Below are 23752 nucleotides of genomic sequence, written 5' to 3'. Positions count from 1 at the left end.
TCTTGAGTGCTGATTCTTGTTCTTTCATACTGCTCTATCTTATAAACTTTAACTAAAATTCAAAGTCTTAGACAGAGTTTAGATTACAGTCTCATGAGCCAAATTGAACCCTAATAATTCACTTCTTTTTCATCTTCAATTCTGCTTTAGCCTCTGCTTCGGCGGCTCTAAATTGAGAGATAGCAGAGATCAAATCCAACGGCAGTGGTTTGTTCAGAGGGAATTGAATAGCTCCTTTGGAAGTTACAAAACCTTCCAGTTCTTTCTTGAATTCGCTCACACCGCTGTTAGTTGGATAAAAACCAATGTGCTTTTTCGCCGCGGTAAAGTAAACCAGCACTTCTGTGGTTTTGTATGCTGGCATACTATAACTGATGACTTCTTTGGCTTTTGGAATAGCTTTATGGATTGCCTCACGCATTTGTTCAAGCTTCTCACGCACTTCCGGAGAGAACCAGCTAAGATATTCCTCAACTGAGGATGGTTTTGCATTCATCATTTTTGAAGATAAGTTAGATGTTAGGAAATAGAATTGATAATTCTTTTCTTATAATGTTTCATTCTGCTTAAATTCTTTGTATTCAATTTGTTCTCCGTTTTTCTCTATATTTATTGACCTTAATTCACCGTTTTCATAAAAATATTTACTCTCCCTATATTCTTTTTTATGGTCATATATGACTTCATTGCGCATATACCAACCATCTGCACCTTCTGAAAAAGACTGAAATCGAATCTCTTCGCCTTTATTATTGTAATAGATAATTGTACTAGGTTGAGATTCTGTCCCCGCTAAACTATAATTAATGGTTTTATCCTTCTTATGACCTTTCTTGTAACTTGATTTAGTTGCTGGTTTTCCAGAACGGAAATACCAAATAAAGTCCCCATCCAATTTCCCTTTTTTGTAGGAACCCTGGCCATATATTTTCCCATCTGGAAAAAAGTAAGTTACTGACCCATTTCTTTTTCCTTTTCTGAAATGAAGAACTCTTTCAGGGTTACCATTTTCGTAAAACATTGTGTCAACCCCTGATTCTGGAAAATCTTGTTTTTTATCAATGTTAAAAGCACTGTCTAAGAAGGCGATTTGCTTAAAACCATGTCTATGTTGCCAATCTCGAAACCCATCATCCGCTTTGTAAAGTGAAGTTCTTGAACATGGTTGTATAGTCATTCCATCTTCATCCGCTTTTCCAAAAATTAACCACTCCTGCTTTTCCTTCATGCCAAAATCACACGAAGTCCAAATTTCGGAAAGGTAGTTGCCGCCATGAACTATAAGCTGATTCTTTCGATCTCCCTTGTAATGTTGGATTTCATCAATATCCATTTTGAATTTTATGTCAATGGATCTTGAAATTCCAGAGTCTGGTACATGGACAGGGTAAACTTTCGTTACTTTAACTAGAGCTACGTAATCATATTCTTCGATGTCTTTGCCAGAGAGGTCGCCGAGGAACATGCATTCGCATGCAATTACCTCTGATGAAAAGGCTAAAGAGAAAAAGATTAATAGGAGTTTAGCAAATTTACACACTTGATCTATTTTTTTAGCTCATCCGCAGCAGGGACCAACTTAGCTTTCAAATCCGGGTCAGCCATGTCTTTATCCAGAGGGAACATCGGACGATTGATTCGCTTATAGCCCAATCTCTCCAAATCCTGATCAACTCCTCCTGGAGTTAAAGCCATTACCCAATCTGCTCGCATGTCGTAAAGTTCTGGAACTAGGTATCCGATTTTCACTACTATGATATCTGCCTCCCTTGGCTTTAAGCCAAGATCTGTGAAGTCACTTTCATTATGGTAAGGCTTTCGCTTTTTAGTAACGATCAAATGCACCGAACCAACTTTCACCACTACTTCCACTTCCGCAGCTCCATCACCTTCTTTAATAGCTTCTACGGTTCCTTTGAGCATGATGGGTGGGGCAAATCTATCATCTATTGCTGCTCCAGCAGTCCCTTCCACTTTTCCTCCTACACCAGCGGCCATAGCTTTTTCGACAAACTCTGGACCTGGGATAGATGCATAAATCAATGTAGGTCCGTTTTCAGATTTGAATTCCGGTCTTTTCAGTATTTCCGTCAAAGTCCAAGTCACATCTCCAGCCCCGCCAGCTGTTGGGTTGTCACCCATATCAGAAATCATGAAAGGCTTTTTGTCAGAGGCGATCGCCATATCCAAACTCTCTTTCAATGGTGCAACAGGCGCTACAAACTCAAATTCATTTCGAACATCCCAAAAACTCTGAGCTAATTCTTCAGCAGACTCTGTCACAGCTTTCTCGTCGTCTCCTGTGACCATCACCACGGCATGATTTCTTGGTTCGTCTGCCCAAGCATAGCCAATCCAGATAGCGGCATCGATTACACCATCCTTCTTTGTCATTGGATCTACTTTCGCATATAGAGTCTTTCCAGGGTCAATTCTAGTACTTGTCTTTTCGCCAGGAAGCAAGATTGGAACAGGAATCCAAGCTTTGTAAGCAGGTTTTCCTTTACCACTTTCCAATCGATCCAGCATGTTTTCTACCGCACGTTGCTTGGATTCTAAGGCATCCTCATGCGGTGCCATTCTGTAGCAAGTGATCAGATCTGTGTTTTCTGCTAATCTCATAGAGACATTTCCATGCAAATCCATAGAAGTAGAAATCAAGGTTTCTGGCCCAACAACTTCCCGAACGCGAATGATGAAATCGCCTTCTGGATCGTCCAAACCCACCACACTCATGGCACCATGAATATCGAAGAAAAGCCCATCGTAGGGCAGGTTTTCTTTGAGCATATCTAAAGTTTTACCTACAAGCTCTTCGTAAGCCTCACGAGTAACGATGCCGCCAGGAATGGCATGACCGCGTAAAGTTGGGAACCATTCGGCTCTCCCTCTGTCCACTGAGGCAGAATCGAGAAATGGGTAATAATTGAAAATGTCTGATCCTTCTCTGGTGCGGAACGCGGCCACGTCGCTGGTGGCTGGTGAAAAAGTACTGGACTCTATCGCTAAACCTGCGATGGCAATACGCGGAAGAGGTTTTGTGTCCTCTTTCGTAGAGCAAGAAATACTAACTAAAAGGGTGAAAAGAATTGTGATAAAATTTCTCATAGCTGAAGGCTAGTTTTTGTTTCAAGTGAAAAGGGCAAATGCCAATATCAGCTTTCAATTTAAACTAACATCTGGAAACATTATCAAAAATTTCTAAGAATGGTGTGATTCTAATTCTATATTTTTTTTAAAGACCTATTAATCTTACTTATTAGGATTCGCAAGAACCTGCGTGGTATGTGCAAATCTATCCAGCCATCCACGGTGGTCTTTACGGATAAAAGTGACCATGACCGTTCCGAAAAACCAGATTGCTAAGAAAAGAAGATATAGGAATAAGTAGAGCCTGTCATCAAATCTTGTGTCAATCAGGAATTTGGAAACTTCTCCTACCAAGAATGGAAGTATCAAAAACACACCATAGCGAGCAATGAGATCTTTGTATGATAAGGGAAGACCATCCATTCTAATAATTCGGATACCCAGAAGTTTTTTACCTAAAGTCTGTCCGTTGGTACTTTTGCTGACGAAAATAAAATAGAAGAAAATTACCCCAACTTTTAAAGCAGATAGGATCCAAATATTGTCAGTTAGTCCTTCAATGATGTAGGAGGTAAATAGAATCACTACTAAGGAGTCAACGAATATTGCCAAAAATCGCTGTGTTAACGTAACCTCTGTATGGTCTAGAAGAGGCTTTCTTGATACGTTTGGTAATACGGTGGAGTACCTGGCTATCACAAAACCAATGAAACAACCAAAGGTATTGGTGATCAAATCATCAACCTCAAAATGTCTATATCTACAAGGGTACAAGCCATAAAGCGCTGTGAGTTGTGTGATTTCAAAGAATAGTGAGCTTAGGAAACCTATTAAGGTGGCTAAAGCAGCATGCTTAATTTGGAATAAATACCTAAGAAAAAAGCCAAGAGGCATAAGTAGCAAGACATTGGCCGCGGTAACCATAAATGTGGTGCTTTTCACTATGCTGAAAAGAGAAATGTTGCCTTGAACTTCGCGATACGTATCTCTCACAAAGCGAAAGGGGAAAAAGCTAGGAATGACTTTGCCAATTCTATATTCACAAAATCCCTCTGTAATTGCAGGAAGTGGGAGTACGGTAAGCAAGAATGCAGTCATCGCATAAAATGCGAAAATGTAAAATACCAGACTTCTGTTGAATTGGACGTAGCCTGTTTTTCTGTATTGGAAATAGACAAAAGGGACAATGCTTGCCAGCGCAAGCAAGGGGAAATAAATAAGTGAAGTTCGGATGGCTTCAAAATAACTATTCATGCAATCTTTTTTTGCTTGGCTGCTAGCTTTTCAAGGCTTCAGCATCCCTTGTTTTCTTGTTCAAAAAGTATGCTTTTAACAATAACCGATCCTTTTAGCTTTCACTTCATGAAAAAGTGCATGGATAGATTGTTAATTTTGACTAAACATAAAATCGCCCATGAAAGACGAAATCACGCTCAAAGAAGCTCAACAGCAAGTAGATCAGTGGATCAAGACAGTTGGTGTTCGCTACTTCAATGAACTTACTAATATGACCATTTTGATGGAAGAAGTGGGGGAATTGGCGAGAATCATGTCTAGAACCTATGGAGAGCAATCCTTTAAGGAGTCTGATAAAGGCAAAGATCTTGGTGATGAAATGGCGGATGTACTATGGGTTCTTATCTGTCTAGCCAATCAAACGGGTGTGGATCTAACTGAGGCAATGAAGAAGAATTTTGAAAAGAAGAATATCCGGGACATCGATCGACACAAGAATAATGAGAAGTTGAAATAAGAGCTGGATTATTTTTTACTGTATAATCCTGTATTTCCTTTTTCCAAAAAAGGCATCAATTCAGCAACGATTTTTGGGTTTTCTGCTGCAATATTAATGGATTCCAGCGGATCTGTTTGATGATCGTACAACTCCACGGTTGGTTCGGCTGCTCTGAAATATTTTGTCAATCTGTAGCGATCCGTTCGCATAGATATTCCTTTATGGTAGTAGGAGTAAGCAACATTCCCGACTTTAGAATCCTTGGATTTCAACAGGCTTGCAAAGCTTTCACCGTCTAATCCTTCCGGATTCTCAATGCTCAATAATTCCATTAAGGTTGGATAGATATCTATAGACTCCACAATCGAGTCATCAATTTTGCTTACCTGAGAGCCAGGTATTTTAAAGATTAAAGCAGAGTTTAGCGCATTTTCAAAAAGCGTATGCTTACCCCATATCTGCTGTTCTCCCAAATGCCAGCCATGATCACCCCACACGATCACGATTGTATTTTGATCCAGTTCCAAAGCTTTCAATTCGTATAGGATCAAACCAATTTGCGCATCCGAATAGCTAGCAGCCGCATAATAGGCATGCTTTATTTTTTTTGCATAATCATCTGAAAGCTGATGATCCAATCCCGCCTTTTCCTCACCAAGTTGATATCCATTAAACTCTCCACTTTCTAATAGGCTATTGTTGGATACATTTTTAGGTTTCTGTGGGTTTTTGGCTAAAGGGATTTTGTTCTCATCGTAGAGATCCCAGTACTTTTTTGGAGCGGTAAAAGGTAAATGTGGTTTGAATAAACCAACACCCAGAAAAAAGGGTTGGGAGCTGTTCTTCAGATCTCTTAGTTTTTTGATTGCTAGCTGAGTAGTCAATCCATCTGGATAGCCCAAGTCATCAACATTCCCAGCCTCATAAGGTTTGACCTGTCTATTCATGCTTTGACGATTTTCCCCGTCGGCATAAGCAAAAAAAGCATTCCAGCCAGTTCCCCATTTTCCATAATCGAAATGCAATTCATCCCAGCTATAAGGCAATTCTCTTTGATCAGAAATCTCTTCCTCATAGCCATAGACATAGCCATCCGCAGAATGAGAGATTTTCCCCATTCCTACAGTATGATACCCATTTCTCTTAAGATGATGGATGAATGTTTCTGGAATCTCCGATTCAGATTTTTGAGGGAATTCATTCTGCATGATATTATTTCCCAATTCTGATGTTCTGCTAGGTCTTTTTCCTGTAAGAAAAGCAGCGCGTGAAGCACCACAGGTGGGTACTTGTACAAAGTGATTGGTGAAACTCACGCCCTCGGAAGCAAGTTTATCGAGGTTTGGAGTGATGATGGAGCTGTTGTCAAAATGGCCTAGTTCTGATCGAAGGTCATCCACCGCTATGAAAAGGACGTTTGGTTTGATCGATTGTGCAAAGGTAGAGGTCCAGAATAATCCTAGTAAAGCTATAAGAAGACTGTGTCTTAAAAATTTGTATTCCATTTCTTAGATTGTTTCGAAGAGTCAATCTAGCGCATTTGCTTTGCAGATAAAAGATGAATTATAGGAACAGTGAACTGGTAGGCTTATAGGAAAGCAAAAGAGCTGGAAATTCTAATTCCAGCCCGTTTTATTTTTCCTTAAATCACTTCAGTCCAAACTGAGACTGAACCTGGAGCACAATGGAAATCCGCCCATCCAGATTCATTCACCCAAACCTCGTCTTGAACCTTTCCTAGGACATCACGGAAGCTTCTGCCTGAATATCTACCACCGATTTCCATAGAAATAGTAGCTCCATCAGAGTTAGACATCACTACAGCACAGCCTGAATGATCCTCATCACCTTCTCTAATCCAGCCGATTGCATTTGTTTGCTCAAAATAGTCTCGTTGAGTCCCGAAGGCAAAATCCTTACGAGTATAAAGCATCGTCTCAAGTTCATCCACACGATCGATGAAAATCTCATAATCCTGCCCATCATCCCCTTTGTCCCAATAGCTCGCTCCAAAAAGGTCAGGATAAAACACACAAGGATATCCATCTTTTCGAAGCAAAATTAGCGCATATGCCAATGGCTTAAACCAGGATTCCACTGGAGCTTCCAATGCTTGAAGTGGCTGGGTGTCATGATTATCAACTAGCGTAACGGCTAATTCTTGGTTTTCTGAAACAAGTGATTTAGTGAAAATCTCCCGTAAGTCAAATTGACTTCCCATATTTGATGCTACGTGAAAGCTGTGCTGTAATGCAGAATCAAATAGACTCATCGTGCCATCTGTGGCATCAATATATTTAGTTAATAATTCCAAGTGTCCAGGAGCCCAATATTCACCGACAGCGAAGATGTCTTTACCAGTTCTTTCTCGGAGGAGATGTAGAAATTCTTTGAAATACGCTGGAGGGATATGCTTCACCGCATCCAATCGCACCCCATCATAATAGGTGAGTTCATGTAGCCAAGTGGCGTACTTTATTAACTCATCGCGGACAGCTGGATTTCTGAATTCAATATCACAAAACATCAGGAAGTCATAGTTCCCTTTTTCGTTAGTGATCATTTCATCCCAATCATTTCCATATTCGCTGAAGAGATTAAATATTCCGCTCTCTTGATTTCGGTGATCAAAATCTACCCCACTAAAGCAATGTTTGTCCCAAATGAAGTCAGAATATTCCCCATTTCGCCCCGGGAAGGTAAAGCGTGTAAAAGCTTCAATTTCATATGGGTCAGAAATATTTTTCAGACGATTTTCCTCACTGACCTTTATCGCTTGCATCAGCTCGGATTCATCACCGCCAGCCTTGTGATTGAATACAAAATCTACGATGACCTGAACACCTCGATCATGTAGTGCTTGGGTCGCTTCTAGGAATTCGTCTTTTGTGCCGTATTTGGTTCGTACAGAGCCTTTTTGATCAAATTCGCCTAAGTCAAATAAGTCGTAGGTGTCATAACCTACGCTTCTTCCGCCCTGCTCTCCCTTGGATGCTGGGGGCAACCAGACGCTCGTAATACCTAGATTTCCTAGATATTCTGCCTTTTCTTTTACTTCTTTCCAAAGTGTATCCTCTGGAGAATACCAATGGAAAAATTGAATCATGGTGCCGTTTTTCATCTTTAAAAGTTGGTTAGTTAGTGGTTAAGATTAATCGGTAAACGCCAAAATCTAAAGATGGTTTAAACAATTTTAAACCGGGATAATGTGCATCAAAGTGGGGTGATAATAGTCCTACAAAACAACAAAACCCGATATCTTTAACTATCGGGTTTTAAGATCCATAAAATTAAGAAAGTGACTTTACCAGTTTTCAATAGCTATCAAAGTTTCATTTTCCACTTTCCCCACCAAGTTGAACAAATCAAGTGTAAGGCAGAAATCAATATCAGAATCTATGTTATGATTTTGTAGTCGCTTAGCATGGGAAGCCTGAGATAGAAAACCTTTCAAATTATGCCCTTCCTTTTCGTAGAGAGATTTCATGGCTATCGCGGCATCATCTTCAGCATCATGGCTAGCTTCTAAGGCTTTTACTAAGGCACCAGCGTAAAGCGAATCTTCTAAGTTGAATTTGCCTTTCCAGCCAGCACAGTGAATGAGTACATCGCTGTCACGTGACTGGATGTAGCTAACTGTAGCTTGAAGATTTGGAAAAGCTCCAATCAGAATTTCATCAGCACCAGTAGATTTAGAAATCGCCAGCGTGCCATTGGTAGTAGTCATGGCTAGCTTTTGGCCCTGATAATCTCCAGACAGGTAGGCTAGGGGAGAGTTTCCTAGCTGGAAACCCTCAGCCTTAATTCCATTTCTTTCGCCAGCGATCAAATAGCCAGCTGATGCCATCTCTCGGCATTCTTCAAGATCAGCACAAGTTTTTATTTCCGAGATTCCATTTGCAAGTGCAGCTACCATGGTGGAAGTGGCGCGAAATATATCGACCACTACCACTAGTTTGCCTTGCAATTCATGCAAGTGAATTAACTCTGGACTGAAACAGATTTCTACTTTCTTCATTAGGCTTTTAGCAGTGGAAGTTTTTCCACTAGAGCTTTAAGGTTCTTATTTCTTACTTGGATATATATTTCTGTTCCAGCTTTGCTATACTCCTTAGCTACGTAGCCAAGGCCAATTCCTACATTCATGCTTGGTGACTGCGTGCCGGAGGTTACTTCTCCAATCTCTTTTCCAGCAGCATCCACGATCTTATAATGTCCTCTTGGAATTCCTCTTTCCTGCATCACAAAACCAACCAGTTTCTTGGTGACGCCTGCTTCTTTCTGAGCTTGTAGGGCTTCAGAATTGGTGAAGTCTTTAGTGAATTTGGTGATCCAGCCTAATCCCGCTTCCAAAGGTGAAGTCGTATCGGTAATGTCATTTCCGTATAGACAATAGCCCATTTCCATTCTGAGCGTGTCTCTAGCACCTAGGCCGATTGGCTTGATGTCAAAGTCTTTTCCTGCTTCGAAAACAGCCTTCCATACTTTTTCAGCATCTTCATTTTTCACGTAAATCTCAAACCCACCTGAACCAGTATAACCAGTTCCAGAGATGATCACATCCTGAACTCCTGCAAATTCGCCTACTCTGAAATGATAGAATTTGATCTCCGAAAGGTTGACAGGAGTCAAAGCTTGTACAGCTTCGATCGCCTTTGGGCCTTGGATCGCAAAAAGTGAAATCTCATCTGAGATATTGGTGAGTTTAGCATCCATGGTATTGTGCTGGTTTACCCAAGCCCAATCTTTATCGATGTTCGAAGCATTCACGACAAGCATATACTTCTCGTCTTCAAACTTGTAAACGATTAAATCATCTACGATTCCGCCAGTTTCGTTTGGAAAGCAAGAGTACTGCGCTTGTCCATTGACGATTTTGGAAGCGTCGTTTGAAGTTACTTTTTGGATTAGATTAAGCGCTTCGGGGCCTTCCACCATAAATTCACCCATATGGGACACATCAAAAACGCCAACGCCATTTCTCACGCAAAGGTGTTCTTCATTATCAGAACTGTAACGTACAGGCATATTATATCCTGCAAAAGGCACCATTTTACCGCCGAGGGCAACGTGCAAGTCATTGAGTTGGATTTTTTTGATTTGCTCTTCCATAATCTGGGTTAAATTTCTAGTGGGCAAAGGTAAGGATTGAGGTGCAAAATGCACTAAAAAAGGCAACCTGATCGGGTTGCCTTTAACTATTTATATGCTATTTCAGCTTATACGGAGAAGCTTTCGCCACATCCGCAGGTTCTGCTTGCATTTGGATTGACGAATTGGAAGCCTTTTCCATTCAGTCCATCTGTGAATTCCAGCGTAGTTCCAGCTAGGTAAAGCAAGCTTTTTCTATCTACTAAGATTTTCACTCCTTTATCTTCAAATACGTGGTCAGTTTCTACCTGAGCGCCATCAAATCCCAGGTCATACATTAGACCTGAACAGCCGCCACCTTTCACCGAAACACGTATATTTTCATTTTCTGCGCGTCCTTCCTCTTTTTTGAGCTCTAGGATACGCTCTTTGGCTTTGTCAGAAACGATTATCATATCTTTATTTATTACTTTGTCTTAAGTTGAAGTACTGGGGAAACAGGAATGCTTCCAAAAAGATTCAATGCAAATATAGCAAATTTAAACATGAGGAAAATCGAACACATAGGAATAGCTGTTTCTGATCTGGAGGAATCAAATGCTCTTTTTGCAAGGCTTCTCGGAAAAAAACATTTTAAAACAGAGGTAGTAGATGGAGAAAAAGTGGCGACATCCTTTTTCCAAGTTGGAGAGACAAAGGTGGAGCTACTCCAAGCAACAGATGAAAGTAGCCCGATTGCAAAATACCTAGCGCGAAAATCAGAAGGAGTTCATCATATTGCCTTTGATGTGGAGGATATTCTGGCTGAAGTAGAAAGACTCAAGGGTGAAGGCTTCGAAATCCTGAATGAAACCCCAAAACTGGGAGCAGATAATAAATTAGTGGTATTTTTGCATCCTCGGAGCACGAATGGTGTTTTGATCGAATTGTGTCAGGAGATTTAGATAATTCATTATTCGACATTCAACATTCGGTATTTTTGATTGAAAAAACTTGTCCGCCGTGGCGGATTGAAAGATTTTAAAATTGAAAAATTCCGATAGGTAGATGATTTTGTGTTGTAAGGTTGGAAAGTGGTAAGGTTTAAATGTAACCTCAGACCTACTCTAAATCTCGTAAATCTTATATCGTAAATCGGAAATCCAAAAAGTGCCAATAGAATAAATACATAAAATGCTGCGCCGCTGCGTCGCCGCGAGAAAAAATATTATGTCAGAATCAGAAAAGAGAACAGAAATAAGCGATTTGGGTGAGTTCGGCTTGATTGATCATCTAAATGAGAAAGTAATTATTAAAAACTCCAGCACCTTGAAAGGCATTGGAGACGATGCTGCTGTGATTGAAGCTGGAGACATGGTCAAAGTAGTGACCACGGATCTATTGGTGGAAGGCGTTCATTTCGATCTTTCCTATGCACCTTTGCCTCACTTGGGTTTCAAAGCTGTGGCTGTCAATGTATCCGATGTGGCAGCTATGAATGCTGTGCCCAAGCAGATCACAGTCAGCATCGCCTTGTCCAACAGATTCTCAGTAGAAGCTATTGATGCGCTATATGAAGGTATTCATGCAGCATGTGAGCACTATGGTGTGGATTTAGTTGGTGGTGATACTACGGCTTCCAGAAGTGGTCTAGTGATCTCAGTGACTGCGATCGGTGAAGCCAAACCTGAGCAAATTTCTTATAGATCTGGCGCCAAAGAAAATGACATTCTTTGTGTGACGGGTGATTTGGGAGCAGCCTTGGTTGGTCTTCAGATTTTGGAGCGTGAGAAGGAGGTATTTCTTTCAAATCCAGATATGAAGCCTGATTTGGGTAAATACACCATAGTTACAGGACGTCAACTTAGACCAGATGCTCGTGTGGACATCATCCATGAACTTCGAGAAATGGACGTAGTGCCAAGCAGTATGATGGATATCTCAGACGGATTGGCTTCGGAGATTTTTCACATCTGCAAAGCCTCAGGAGTAGGAGCGACTATTTACGAAGATAAATTGCCAATAGATAAGCAGACTTTCGATACTGCGGTAGAATTGAATCTTGACCCGATCACTTGTGTAATGAATGGGGGCGAAGATTATGAGTTGCTATTCACGATCGATCAGAAGGATTTTGCGAAGCTTGAAAAGCATCCTGATATCCACTTTATCGGTCATATAACAAAGGCTGAGGAAGGCAAATTTCTGGTGACTAAAAGTGGTACAGCTGTGCAGATTAAAGCTCAGGGCTGGAAACATTTTTAACTCAGGTTAATTCTAATTCTTACAAATCAAAACCCTCTTCAATTGATTTTGAAGAGGGTTTTTTATGTTTGGCTAATTTCCAACATGAAACAAGGCTGCCAGTGTAAGGGTATATGATTTTTTAGGTTTCTGTTTTTAGACATTGCAGCAACCCCAGCTCATGATTGGTCTTTCAGTTAATCTGGTGGGTTAAACCATGGTTTTGAAGGAAATACTTCAGAAACCAATCCTATCATAGTAGTGGCTGGAATATTGATTGGAGAATTACTCACTTCACCTCCGGCTGCCTCAGCTGATACGCATGATCGTACAATCCTAGCTGCCGCTTTTTCCATACAGCTCCTTCCAAGAAAACTGGATGGGGAAGATTCACATCCCAAGTGCCAAGTTTTTTCAATAAGTAGGTAGTCTTGTCGATATTCTTCAAAGCCAAATCCTTTTCTTCCGAAGGGTCTTCAGCAAGATTATATAGCATAGGAAGTCTATCAGGAATACTGACCAATTTCCAGTCACCCTCGCGAATAGCCTTGCTAATGGTAAATCTCCAAGTCATCTCTCTGTTGGCAAGTGGAGCAGTTTTGCCTGTCAGATGTGGGATCAGGTCAATACCGGTAAACATGTCCATAGGAGTTTTGGTGTCTCCCGCCAGGGCTAGAAATGTAGGAACTACATCAAGTGAAGTCACTTGCTCCTCGTAAATCATTCCTTTGGGAAGTAAACCAGGTAAGTTCATCACAAAAGGAACGTGGATTCCGCCTTCCAGTAAAACCCCTTTTTGTCCACGATAAGGAGCGTTGATTGAAGCATTGCTATCCGTGGGTCCACCATTATCACTGAAAAATACTACCAAGGTGTTTTCACTTAGACCTTGATCTTTTAGGGACTGCATGATTTTCCCCACGTTCAGGTCTAGTCTATGAACCATCGCCGCATAGGTGCGTCGCTTTTTATCTTCAATGTTTTTATACAGAGCCAAATCCTCTTCCAGTGCTTGCATTGGCGTATGCGGAGCATTGAATGCTGCAAATAGAAAAAATGGTTCGTCTTTATGACGTGTGATAAAATCCACACTTTCGTTTCCCACGTCATCCGTTATATAGGTGATTGGGTCCGGAGTTTTGAAATTGCTTTCCAAAGGTTCTTTGTAACCTTTTCCATTAGGTAAAGCCTCGAAGTAATCGTGTCCACCACCTGTATATCCCCAGAATTCATCAAATCCTCTTTTCAACGGATGGAACTGAGGTTCTTTTCCCAAGTGCCATTTTCCAATCAACCCATTTACATAGCCAAATTTATTCAAGTGATCTGCAATTGTTTGCTGGGTAAGCGGCATTCCATTGTATTCCACATCAAAACCCGTTTCTACTCCTCCAAGGTTATTGTCGTGCCCAAATTCCACTTGATTGATTCCAGTAATAAACCCAGCTCTGGAGGGACTGCAAACTGCAGACGATACATAGCCTTGGGTAAAGATGACTCCATCGGCTGCAAGTTGATCTATATGAGGTGTTTTGATCTGTGTACTTCCTGTAAAACCCAAATCTCCATATCCTAAATCGTCGGCTACGATCAGTACTAAATTGTAATGCGTAGATTTTGATTGCTTCACAAGTGAGTCGGTTGAAGCGTGGCTAATTAATGGACTGAATGAAAGCAATAGGAGTAGGCAAAGCGAGAGGTACTTTTTCATTAGATTGTTTTTCTTATAATATAGGGAGGTAAGAAAACCAGAATTTTCTTTAAAATGAATTTCAAATAAAGCGGAGGGCAAAAATTTCTTTTAAATGCCATATGCGTCTACTTTCTGAATTTTTCTATTTACACTCTATTTTCTAGCCTTTTTTGTTTCTTTACAGCTGAATTATTTTGCATTCAGCCTAACAAACCTATGAGACAGCAACTCCTAAGATCCGGAGCGGAAGAATTGACTTACGAAATTCGTGGAATAGTAAAGAAAGCGCGTCAAGTCGAAGCTTTGGGGTATTCTATGACTTGGGAAAATATCGGCGATCCTATCCAAAAGAGCAATCACGTGCCTGAGTGGATGAAGGAGATTGTCGCCGACCTGATGAAAGACGATAAGACCTATGGCTACGCTGATTCTAAAGGGATGTTGGAAACCCGTAAATTTTTGGCTGAACTCAACAATGAAAGAGGCGGGAGTCAAATCACTGCGGAAGATATTTTATTCTTCAATGGGTTGGGAGATGCTATCGCAAAGCTGTATCAATTTTTGATCCCGACGGCTAGAATTATTGGTCCTTCACCGGCATACAGTACACACAGTTCTGCTGAAGCTGCCCATGCCAATGCTGCCCCAATTACTTATAAACTTGACCCTGACAATCAATGGCTTCCCGATATGGAGGACTTGTATTTGAAGGTTCGCTATAATCCTTCGATTGTTGGAATCCTGATTATCAATCCAGACAATCCCACAGGTATGGTGTATCCACGGGAGGTTTTGGAGGCATTTGTGAAAATTGCTAAGGAATTCAACCTATTACTCATTACAGATGAGATTTATCAGAATATCACCTACAATGGAATTACTGCAGTTCCATTGGCTGAAGTAATCGGGGATAGACCTGCGATTTCTTTAAAAGGTATTTCCAAGGAATTTCCTTGGCCTGGATCACGATGTGGTTGGATGGAATTTTACAATCGGGAATCTTCCAAAGAATTCTCCAAGCTTTGCCAGACGCTGGAAAATGCCAAGATGATAGAGGTTTGTTCTACTATTTTGCCTCAGCTAGCCATTCCGAAAATCATGAAGCATCCTGCTTATTTCAAGTATAGAGAAGAAGCAAATGCCCAAATCGGCAAGCGGAGTGAGTGGATGAGTGAAATCTTGGGAGATATTCCAGGTATCAAATTCAATCCTACCCAAGGTGCTTTTTATAATACCATTGTTTTTGATGAGGGAGTTTTGAAGGAAGATCAATTTCTGCCGATTGAAGATGAGAAGCTACAGACTTTGCTTGATTCCTGGCTGGAAGAGAAAAATATGCCTATGGACAAACGGTTTGTTTATAATCTATTGGCAGCTGAGCAAATTTGCGTGGTGCCGATATCATCCTTTTGCTCAGATTTGAGAGGTTTCCGAGTGACGCTTTTGGAGGAGAATGAAGAGGTGTTTAAGAATACGTTTAGGAGACTGGGGAGAGCGATTATGCAGTATTTGAAGTCGTGAAATGAACTCTCCGAGGGTTCTAAAACCCTCGGAGAGTTTCGCGGTTAGAATTTCAATTTATTCTTCAGAAAGATCAAAATCTAGTTCAATTGGTAATTTATGATCAGCTATCATCCCCTCTTTACCTCCAAACCATTCTAAGACTTTTTCTCTTTCTAAATGTGTTTGCTTCTCAGAAAAGAAGGCCTTCCAAGAGCTATGTTTCCACTTTGTGAAGTCTTTGGCAAATCCGTGATGAGCTGGATTTTGATGGATATATATAATGCATTTTGTGAAATATGCGTCACAATCTATCTTTTTCCTTTTCAAATTAGACATGAATAAGCTTCCTTTTCTATGGTATTTTTTATTGTATGATTGGCAGTATGAATTAAGAAGATTCGAAAATGCTTTGCTTGTGGATAGCTCTGGATTTTCGTTTACTTGAATCAAAAAGTGGAAATGATTAGGCATGAGACAATAGGCGAAAGTTTTTGCCACAGGGGACAAATACAGAGCATATTTCGTTAAGAAAAAAAAGTAATTTTCATCCTCTCTAAAAATGTTTTCTGTTCCATTTGCATGAGTCCATACATGGTAATATGCGCCTGGTTCAAAAGGTGTTGTAGGTCTAGGCATAGTTAAAGTAATTTAACTGAATAATTATTGTAACCCTCGGAGGGTCCTTTACATTTTCAATGATCTCTAACCTTTAATTCTGGTTTTACTACAAAATCTTCTTCATCAACTTTTGCTCCGTTTAAATCGAACAAATCCGGTTGCCCGGCATTTACCCAAGCCGTAAACCAAAAATCAGCGATCATCTTGACGGATTTTTTCATTTGTCGCTCGATTTGGCCATCTAGAGCTTGGGCGTAGGCTTCTGTGAATTCTCTGGAATAGACCCGAACAGTTAGCTTGTTTCGTTCTTCATAACTGAATTTCTGATCAGGAGAGAAGTTTTTTGTCAGCTCCTTTTCAATAAATAAAACACTATCCACCTGTGCATGAGCTACTGCCACTGCTTCCCACAAAGCCAATTGAGGTTTTTCCACATACTCCGCCTGACCTACCCAAAGCGGATAGTCTTTTGCCTGGAGTTCAGGCACACGGCTTTCCCAGAAACCGTGAATTCCAACTTGATCAGTCAGTTGTCCATTATAATTTACCGTAGTGTGAAGTGGGACATTCAGGTCAGCTATGTAATGCCCCAAGTCGGCAGAAAGTCTCAGAATGGCGGCAGAATTCTTGGATTCGAAAGCTTTTGTAAGGTTTAGAAAAGAGAAATATGCCGACCAAGGCCCGATTCCATTCATTCTTAAGCTGTCTTCGGTAAATTTTTCTACCGCTTCATTCCAGTATTTTGGCAGGGTTTGCAAGGCCGAATCTCCATAATAATCTAAGTCGATATAGTGCTTTTCGGCTTCTCCTTCCACGGCATATCTTCTACGGTCAGGGTTTACAGCATTCTCGGTAATGTACTGGATCTGAGGTTTGTAAAAACCTATCATTTCTTCAGGTAGTGAAAATACAGCAAGCCGATTGATCAGGGAATGTGCGTAGAAACCCCAGGTGATTGGAGGCTCCGAAATTAAAAAAGGTAGAAATATCCAAATCATAAAAATTCTCATAGCTAAAAATAATCAAAATCTTTATCAGGTAAATGCCTAGATAAAAGGTATATTTGCAGCCATAAGGGGTGATTATACAAATTATTGAATTTAAAAAAGTATTGCCGCGAGAGGAATGTTTAAAATTACTTTGGCGGATTTAATAAATTCTAATAACTTTGCACTCCGATTCGGAATAGGGACACGTAAAGAAATTCAATTATAATTAAGATATGGCAAATCACAAATCAGCTCTGAAGAGAATTCGTGCAAACGAAGCTAAGCGTTTGAGAAACAGATATCAGGCTAAAACGACTAGAACTTTCATCAAAAGATTGAAAGCAACTACTGATAAAGTAGAAGCTTCTGAGCTTTACAAGAAAGTATCTTCTATGTTGGACAAGTTGGCTAAGAAGAATGTGATTCACAAGAACAACGCAAGTAACAAAAAATCAAGATTGGCCAAGTTCGTTTCCGCACTAGGTTAATTCAACAAGATTTTATTTCTCTAAAACCCTGCTAGACAGGGTTTTTTTTGTGCCTTAAAGTAATTAAATTCATAGATCATTTTTTAATTGAAGACTATGGATACTTACTCCTCTATCAAAATCTCTCAACTCGCTGAAGAAGACCGCCCACGAGAGAAACTACTGCTCAGGGGCAGGTCGGCGCTGACTGATGCAGAACTCATCGCTATTTTGATAGGCTCAGGTACGCCTTCTGTAAGTGCAGTGGATCTGTCCAAGCATATACTTGCGGCTGTTAATTATGACCTTCGGGCCTTGGCAAAACTATCTATTCAGGACCTTAAAAAATTCAAAGGCATAGGAGAGGCTAAAGCTATTTCTATCATTGCGGCAATGGAATTGGGAAGAAGACGGAAGGAGTCGGAGCCCGTGAGGAAGCCTAGAATTACCTGCTCTCAGGATATTTATGATTTGATGCGGCCAGAATTGCTGGATGAGCAGATAGAGCATTTTTACTTGATTTTGCTGAGCAGAAGTAATCAGGTGCTAAAAAAACATCTGGTATCTCAAGGTGGTACTGCAGGGACCGTTGTAGATCCAAAGGTCGTTTTCAAAATTGCCTTAGAGCATCTAGCTCAGTCGCTTATACTTATTCACAATCATCCCAGTGGTAATACTAGCCCCTCAGATCAGGACAAAAGACTCACGCAGCGAATGGTTAATATTGGTCGGGAATTGGATTTGCCTGTGATAGATCATGTGATTTTTACAGATGTTGGCTACTTTAGCTTCGCTGATGACGGCATTCTCTGATTTTATGAAATCGAGTCAGGTTCTAAGTTCCACCTGGTAGCATAATTATCTATCAATCGAGATTCCTCCCGATAGCTGTCTGGATGGCATTTGGAAAGAAACTATTTACGCATGAAAAATAATACGATTATCCTGCTGCTTATCTCCGTGGTAGTGTTGGTGGCGGTGGTTTATACCTTGACTGGAACGGAAAGCCCCGAAGATTACATTGAAAAGATCGAAGCTGAGCGAGAAAGGCAGTTTAAATTCATCCGGTTTAATTTTGAATCGCCGCTGACTGATGAACAGAAGGCTTCTTTTACCAAATTGAATTTTTATCCCATAGACCCTAATTACAAGGTAAAGGCGCGCATGGTGCCGATAGAAGAAAGAAAGGTAAGAGAAGTGCCACTGACGGATGGTACAAAGGAGAAATACTTAGAGCATTCTTGGGCAGAATTTGAGCTGAATGGTAAGCCGGAGAAGTTACTTCTGCTGCAAGCAATGAATGAGCCTGACAAGCGCAATTTTTTCCTGGCCTTTGCAGATGAGACAAGTGCCAGAGAGAGCTACGGTGGAGGCCGATATATCAACGCCCGTCAGGATGGTAAAAACAGTATTACGATAGATTTTAATATGGCTTACAATCCCTATTGTGCTTACAACCCAGATTATGGTTGTCCACTTCCTCCTAAGGAAAACTTGCTGGACATCCCTATTCCAGTTGGAGAGAAAAATTACGAGAAATAGCCTTTCCGACTAGCTCAAATCTCTTAAATTTGTGCGTACTATTGAATAAAATGGGGTTTTCGAACCCCTTTTGTTTATCACGCAGGTCAATTTCGATTTGCACTATTTAGTTTTACTGATGAAAATCTCGATAAATCGATTAAAAAAATATATCCCACATACAGAATCTGCAGAGGAAATCGGCGCATTGCTAACTCAATCTGGATTGGAAGTAGAGGGACTTGAAGAATTTGTCTCTGTCAAAGGCGGTCTTGAAGGCATTGTAATAGGAGAAGTGTTGACTTGCGAAAAGCATCCCAATGCAGATAAATTGCAAGTCACTACGGTGGATGTTGGAACGGGGGTTTCTCCGATTGTTTGTGGAGCTCCGAATGTAGCGAAAGGCCAAAAGGTACTGGTAGCTACCGTAGGCGCTACGCTTTATCCATCCGAAGGTGATTCCTTCCAAATCAAAAAAGCAAAAATCAGAGGCGAAGTTTCCGAAGGGATGATCTGTGCTGAGGATGAGTTAGGAATTGGAGCTAGCCATGCAGGGATTATGGTGTTGGATACTGACTTGCCAAATGGTACTCCGGCTTCTCAATTCATCGAAGTTGGTCAAGATCAAGTATTGGAAATCGGTTTGACGCCAAACCGGGCTGATGCTGCTTCTCATTTGGGAGTTGCTCGTGATTTGAAAGCACTTTTGGGAAGAGATTTAATAATTGATACTGCTCCTGAATTAAATGTGGAGGCTTCAGCACCTGCTATACAGGTAGAGGTGGAAAATGCTGCTGATTGTCCGCGCTATGCAGGTGTAGTTATTTCAGATTTGAAAGTTGGACCATCTCCAGCTTGGCTTCAGAATTTCCTGAAGGCTTTGGATTTGGAGCCCATCAACAATGTGGTGGATATCACCAATTTCATTCTACATGATTTGGGTCAGCCACTGCATGCCTTTGATACTGCTAAAATATCCGAAGGGAAAATCATTGTAGGCAAACTTCCGAAGGATACCGAGTTTGTAACTTTAGATGAAAAAAAGCGAAAGCTTTCCGGAGAAGAGTTGATGATCAAAGACGCCAAAGGCGGACTTTGTATCGCAGGGGTTTTTGGTGGTATTGATTCTGGTGTTTCGGATAGCACGACTTCCATTTTCTTGGAATCGGCTTATTTTTCTCCAGATATTGTGAGAAAAGGATCCCAGTTCCATGGTTTGAAGACGGATGCTTCTTTTCGCTTCGAGAGAGGTACTGATCCTAATATGCCTGTTTATGCGCTGAAAATGGCGGTTAAACTACTGCAGGAAATCGCAGGAGGAAAGGTGAGTTCAGAGCTGGTAGATATCTATCCAGCCCCGATTGAAGACTTTGTTATCGAGGTGAATTACGGTCATATCAATCGCTTGATCGGGAAGAAGATTGAGCCTTCACAGGTGAAATCAATTTTGGAAAGTCTAGAGATTAAGGTTGAAAATGAAACAGCAGAGGGCTTTACCGCGACTGCAAAACCATATAGAGTAGATGTGACTCGGGAGGCGGATATCATCGAGGAGATTTTGAGGATTTACGGATTTCACAACGTGGAGCTTTCTGAGAATCTCAGAACGGATTACCTTGCTGAGCATCCCGTAAAGGATCTGAACAAGTTGCAGTATCGCTTGACTGAGCTGTTGACTGGTCAAGGATACTATGAGATGATTACGAATAGTTTGACTAAGTCAAGCTATGCAGAGAAATCTGGATTCCTTGACCCAAAAGACAGTGTGGTGATCTACAACAAGCTAAGCGAAGATCTTGACGTGATGCGCCAAAGTTTACTTTACTCTGGATTGGAAGTCCTGGCAAGGAATATCAATAGGCGACAGACTGATTTGAAATACTTCGAGTTTGGCACCGTTTATCATAAGGCTGAGGAAGGATATGTAGAGAGCCGGAGGTTGTCACTTTTCCTCACCGGGAAAAAGACAGCAGAAAGCTGGCTAGAACCCACCAAAGATTTCGCCTTTGCAGATTTGTATTCCACAGTGGAAGGCATACTGGAAAAGCTGAATGTACAGCCGGGAGATCTTTCGATGGTGGAGACCGCTCCTTATGCCTATGGCCTGAAAATCATGTTGGGTCAGAAAGAATTGGCGACTATTGGTTTGCTTGACGAAAAGATGCTGAAGCAAGCGGAAGTTCGTCAAGAAGTATGGTATGCTGACTTGAACTGGGATTTGCTATGCAAAAAAGCAGTAGGTTTGAAAAAGTTTGAGGGTATCTCAAAATTCCCTGAAGTACGAAGAGATCTTTCCTTGGTGATAGACAAAACGGTGAGCTATGTGCAGGTAAAATTAGTTGCAAAGAAGTTTGGAGGAAAATTATTAAAAAGAATTGGAGTTTTTGATGTGTACCAAGGTGACAAAATTGATGCGGGGAAAAAGGCTTACGCATTAAGTTTTCACTTACAAGATCAGGAAAATACGCTGACCGATAAGGTAATTGACAAAACTATGAGTAAATTGATTCAAGCCTTTGAAAAAGAGGTAGGTGCTTTGATAAGAACATAGAAATGATTCAAGAGGAACTGCAAAAATTAGAGAAACTAGCACTACAGGCTAGTAGTAAATTGCTTGAGGTAGGCGAGGAAAACCAGCAATTGAAACAAAAATTATCTGAAGTAAGTACTGCTTTGGACAAAAAAGAGCAGGAAATCGAACATTTTAAAAATAAGATTAAAATTAGTAACATTGTGGACAACCAACCGGTGAATCCGGAACAGTCAACTGAAATGAGTGACCTAATCAATAATTATATACAAGAAATCGATCATTTAATTACCTACTTATCTGAGTGATATGGAGACAACACTTGCCATCAGGTTAAAAATAGGGGATAGAGAGTATCCTATGCGCGTGAAGATCGAGGACGAGTCCAAAATCCGTCATGCTGGCAAGTTGATTAATGAAAAATTAAGGAAGTATAAAGAGGAGTACGGACTGGACGATAACCAGGATTTGCTGGCGATGGTAGCCTTTGATTGCATGGTGGAATCTTTAGAGACCAGCCAAGTAAATACGGATGATTCCGAGCATATTAAATCTAGTATTTCTCATATCAATGCCTTGCTAGCCAAGGCTTTGTAATTATTTAAAACACAAAAATCAGGAGACTTTTCAGATTCCCCCAGGTTTAATTTATATCCAAAATACCTATGGGAGACATACTATATATTGTCCTCGCAGCCCTAATCGGGACTGGTGCAGGAGCCGCTATTGCTGGCGCATTAATAAAAAATAAAAATTCTAAACTAGAGGAAGAAACGCGTGAGCGAGTGAAATCCATGCTCCGCGAAGCTGAAATCAATGCAGAGTCTATCAAAAAGGACAGGATTCTAGAAGCGAAGGAAAAGTACCTCAAGTTGAAGTCAGAGTTTGATGAGGAAATGGGGAATAAGAAGAATATTATCCTCAGCAATGAAAATAAAGTTAAGCAGCGAGAGCAGCAGGTTTCCAAGGAATTGGAGCAGGTGAAAAGAAAAGAAGCTGAACTGGATAGCAAGTCTGAGAACTTAACGGCTCAGTTGCATTCCGTGAAAGTGAAGAAAGATGAGCTCGATCGAGTGACCAATCAGCGAATTGCGGACTTAGAAAAAGTCGCTAACCTGAGCCGTGAGGAAGCCCGTGATCAGTTGGTGACCATGCTTACTGAGGAAGCTAATTCCAGAGCATCTTCTCAAATCAAAGATATTCTCGACGAAGCCAAACTTACCGCTACCAAACAGGCGAAAAAGATTGTTTTAGATACTATTCAGCGAACTGCGACTGAGCATGCAGTGGAAAACTGTGTGTCTGTTTTCAATATCGAAAGTGACGATATCAAAGGCAAGATCATCGGTAGAGAAGGTAGAAACATCCGCGCGCTGGAAGCTGCTACTGGTGTGGAGATCGTAGTAGATGACACGCCTGAGGCAATTATTATTTCAGGCTTTGATCCAGTGAGAAGAGAGATAGCAAGACTTTCATTGCACAGATTGGTGCAGGATGGACGTATCCACCCAGCAAGAATCGAAGAGGTAGTCGCCAAAACAGAAAAGAACATCGAAGAAGAGATCGTCGAAATCGGTGAGAGAACCTGTATAGATCTGGGTATTCATGGCCTTCATCCTGAGTTGATCAGAATGGTGGGACGTATGAGATACAGATCTTCTTATGGTCAGAACTTGCTACAGCACTCTAGAGAAGTAGCCAAGCTTTGTGCTACCATGGCTGCTGAGATGGGATTCAATGCAAAAATGGCTAAGCGTGCTGGTTTACTTCATGATATCGGGAAAGTATGGCATGAGGAGCAGGAGCTTCCACACGCTATCTTGGGCATGGAGCTGGCTAAGCGATACAAAGAACATCCAGAAATCTGTAATGCAATCGGAGCTCACCACGATGAGATTGAAATGACTTCCATGATTTCTCCAATCGTTCAGGCCTCTGATGCCATTTCAGGCGCAAGGCCAGGCGCAAGACGTGAAGTGATGGATAGTTACATCAAGCGTCTGAAAGACCTTGAGGAGCTTGCATTAAGCTTTGATGGGGTAAACAAATGCTTTGCAATGCAGGCAGGTCGTGAGCTTAGAGTATTGGTAGATGCAGATAATGTAGATGATACTACAGCAGGTAAACTTTCTTTTGATATTTCTCAGAAAATAGAGAAGGAAATGCAGTATCCTGGTCAAATCAAAATCACGGTAATTCGTGAAATGAGATCCGTTAACTACGCTAGATAACTTAGGAATTAATTCTTAATTTGAGGGCAGTTACTAATTTAGTAGCTGCCCTTTTTTATAT

23 protein-coding genes are annotated in these 23752 nt (G+C 40.9%); 11 read left to right on the top strand and 12 right to left on the bottom strand.

Features of this window, described 5'->3' with window-relative positions; genetic code table 11:
• Positions 1-118: 118 nt before the first annotated feature.
• The 4 genes from LV85_RS16065 to LV85_RS16050 form a co-directional block, all read right to left on the bottom strand.
• A complete protein-coding gene (locus LV85_RS16065) occupies positions 119-499 on the bottom strand; it encodes an iron chaperone (RefSeq protein WP_245942350.1) in 381 nt (126 codons plus the stop codon).
• A gap of 48 nt (positions 500-547) precedes the next feature.
• A complete protein-coding gene (locus LV85_RS16060) occupies positions 548-1465 on the bottom strand; it encodes a hypothetical protein (RefSeq protein WP_111321259.1) in 918 nt (305 codons plus the stop codon).
• An 80-nt stretch (positions 1466-1545) separates the two neighbouring features.
• Positions 1546-3108: a M81 family metallopeptidase gene (locus LV85_RS16055; protein ID WP_111321257.1), complete on the bottom strand. Its 1563-nt coding sequence runs from the start codon at positions 3106-3108 to the stop codon at positions 1546-1548.
• A 144-nt stretch (positions 3109-3252) separates the two neighbouring features.
• Positions 3253-4344, bottom strand: a complete 1092-nt coding sequence (locus LV85_RS16050; protein WP_111321255.1) for a VanZ family protein — start codon at positions 4342-4344, stop codon at positions 3253-3255.
• A 160-nt stretch (positions 4345-4504) separates the two neighbouring features.
• Between LV85_RS16050 and LV85_RS16045 the strand changes: the two genes are divergently transcribed.
• Positions 4505-4843, top strand: a complete 339-nt coding sequence (locus tag LV85_RS16045; protein ID WP_211318424.1) for a nucleotide pyrophosphohydrolase — start codon at positions 4505-4507, stop codon at positions 4841-4843.
• A gap of 8 nt (positions 4844-4851) precedes the next feature.
• On the opposite strand, the gene LV85_RS16040 is transcribed toward LV85_RS16045, so the two are convergent.
• The 5 genes from LV85_RS16040 to LV85_RS16020 all read right to left on the bottom strand — a co-directional run bounded on the left by LV85_RS16040 (position 4852) and on the right by LV85_RS16020 (position 10371).
• Complete coding sequence (locus tag LV85_RS16040; RefSeq protein WP_111321253.1) at positions 4852-6330, bottom strand: sulfatase; 1479 nt, start codon at positions 6328-6330, stop codon at positions 4852-4854.
• Positions 6331-6467: 137 nt separating this feature from the next.
• Positions 6468-7946, bottom strand: a complete 1479-nt coding sequence (locus LV85_RS16035) for an alpha-amylase (RefSeq protein WP_111321251.1) — start codon at positions 7944-7946, stop codon at positions 6468-6470.
• 183 nt (positions 7947-8129) lie between these two features.
• Positions 8130-8843, bottom strand: coding sequence for a 2-phosphosulfolactate phosphatase (locus LV85_RS16030; protein ID WP_111321249.1), 714 nt, complete (start codon positions 8841-8843; stop codon positions 8130-8132).
• Entirely contained in the window at positions 8843-9937 is a 1095-nt protein-coding gene (gene gcvT, locus LV85_RS16025; protein WP_111321247.1) for a glycine cleavage system aminomethyltransferase GcvT, read from the bottom strand. Before gcvT ends, LV85_RS16030 begins: the two co-directional genes overlap by 1 nt.
• Before the next feature lie 107 nt (positions 9938-10044).
• Positions 10045-10371 carry a HesB/IscA family protein gene (locus LV85_RS16020; RefSeq protein WP_091697428.1) on the bottom strand — a complete coding sequence of 109 codons (327 nt, stop codon included), beginning with the start codon at positions 10369-10371 and terminating at the stop codon, positions 10045-10047.
• Positions 10372-10461: 90 nt separating this feature from the next.
• Between LV85_RS16020 and mce the strand changes: the two genes are divergently transcribed.
• Positions 10462-10860 (top strand): methylmalonyl-CoA epimerase, encoded by a 399-nt coding sequence (mce, locus tag LV85_RS16015; protein WP_111321277.1) that lies wholly within the window; start codon positions 10462-10464, stop codon positions 10858-10860.
• Positions 10861-11125: 265 nt separating this feature from the next.
• Positions 11126-12160: a thiamine-phosphate kinase gene (thiL, locus tag LV85_RS16010; protein ID WP_111321245.1), complete on the top strand. Its 1035-nt coding sequence runs from the start codon at positions 11126-11128 to the stop codon at positions 12158-12160.
• Positions 12161-12428: 268 nt separating this feature from the next.
• Here thiL and LV85_RS16005 read toward each other — a convergent pair whose 3' ends face one another.
• Entirely contained in the window at positions 12429-13850 is a 1422-nt protein-coding gene (locus tag LV85_RS16005) for a sulfatase-like hydrolase/transferase (protein WP_245942349.1), read from the bottom strand.
• Positions 13851-14048: 198 nt separating this feature from the next.
• On the opposite strand from LV85_RS16005, the gene LV85_RS16000 reads away from it, so the two are divergent.
• Complete coding sequence (locus LV85_RS16000) at positions 14049-15353, top strand: pyridoxal phosphate-dependent aminotransferase (RefSeq protein ID WP_111321243.1); 1305 nt, start codon at positions 14049-14051, stop codon at positions 15351-15353.
• Between the two features lie 57 nt (positions 15354-15410).
• Here LV85_RS16000 and LV85_RS15995 read toward each other — a convergent pair whose 3' ends face one another.
• Positions 15411-15785 (bottom strand): hypothetical protein, encoded by a 375-nt coding sequence (locus LV85_RS15995; protein WP_245942348.1) that lies wholly within the window; start codon positions 15783-15785, stop codon positions 15411-15413.
• A gap of 242 nt (positions 15786-16027) precedes the next feature.
• Positions 16028-16951: a zinc dependent phospholipase C family protein gene (locus LV85_RS15990; protein WP_394336131.1), complete on the bottom strand. Its 924-nt coding sequence runs from the start codon at positions 16949-16951 to the stop codon at positions 16028-16030.
• 224 nt (positions 16952-17175) lie between these two features.
• On the opposite strand from LV85_RS15990, the gene rpsT reads away from it, so the two are divergent.
• From rpsT to rny, 7 genes are all read left to right on the top strand, one after another.
• Positions 17176-17430, top strand: coding sequence for a 30S ribosomal protein S20 (gene rpsT, locus LV85_RS15985; RefSeq protein ID WP_057937416.1), 255 nt, complete (start codon positions 17176-17178; stop codon positions 17428-17430).
• 96 nt (positions 17431-17526) lie between these two features.
• Positions 17527-18222, top strand: coding sequence for a RadC family protein (gene radC / locus LV85_RS15980; RefSeq protein ID WP_111321239.1), 696 nt, complete (start codon positions 17527-17529; stop codon positions 18220-18222).
• 111 nt (positions 18223-18333) lie between these two features.
• Entirely contained in the window at positions 18334-18951 is a 618-nt protein-coding gene (locus tag LV85_RS15975) for a DUF1684 domain-containing protein (protein ID WP_111321237.1), read from the top strand.
• Between the two features lie 118 nt (positions 18952-19069).
• On the top strand, positions 19070-21481 hold the full coding sequence (gene pheT / locus LV85_RS15970) for a phenylalanine--tRNA ligase subunit beta (RefSeq protein WP_111321235.1): 2412 nt from the start codon (positions 19070-19072) through the stop codon (positions 21479-21481).
• Positions 21482-21483: 2 nt separating this feature from the next.
• Positions 21484-21768, top strand: a complete 285-nt coding sequence (locus tag LV85_RS15965; protein WP_111321233.1) for a hypothetical protein — start codon at positions 21484-21486, stop codon at positions 21766-21768.
• 1 nt (position 21769) lies between these two features.
• Positions 21770-22057 carry a cell division protein ZapA gene (locus LV85_RS15960; RefSeq protein ID WP_111321231.1) on the top strand — a complete coding sequence of 96 codons (288 nt, stop codon included), beginning with the start codon at positions 21770-21772 and terminating at the stop codon, positions 22055-22057.
• 68 nt (positions 22058-22125) lie between these two features.
• Positions 22126-23691, top strand: coding sequence for a ribonuclease Y (gene rny, locus LV85_RS15955; RefSeq protein ID WP_111321229.1), 1566 nt, complete (start codon positions 22126-22128; stop codon positions 23689-23691).
• Positions 23692-23752: the final 61 nt, after the last annotated feature.

The organism is Algoriphagus chordae, from assembly GCF_003254055.1.
Classification (GTDB): Bacteria; Bacteroidota; Bacteroidia; order Cytophagales; family Cyclobacteriaceae; genus Algoriphagus; species Algoriphagus chordae.
This window is presented reverse-complemented; position numbering and strand designations above follow the sequence as displayed.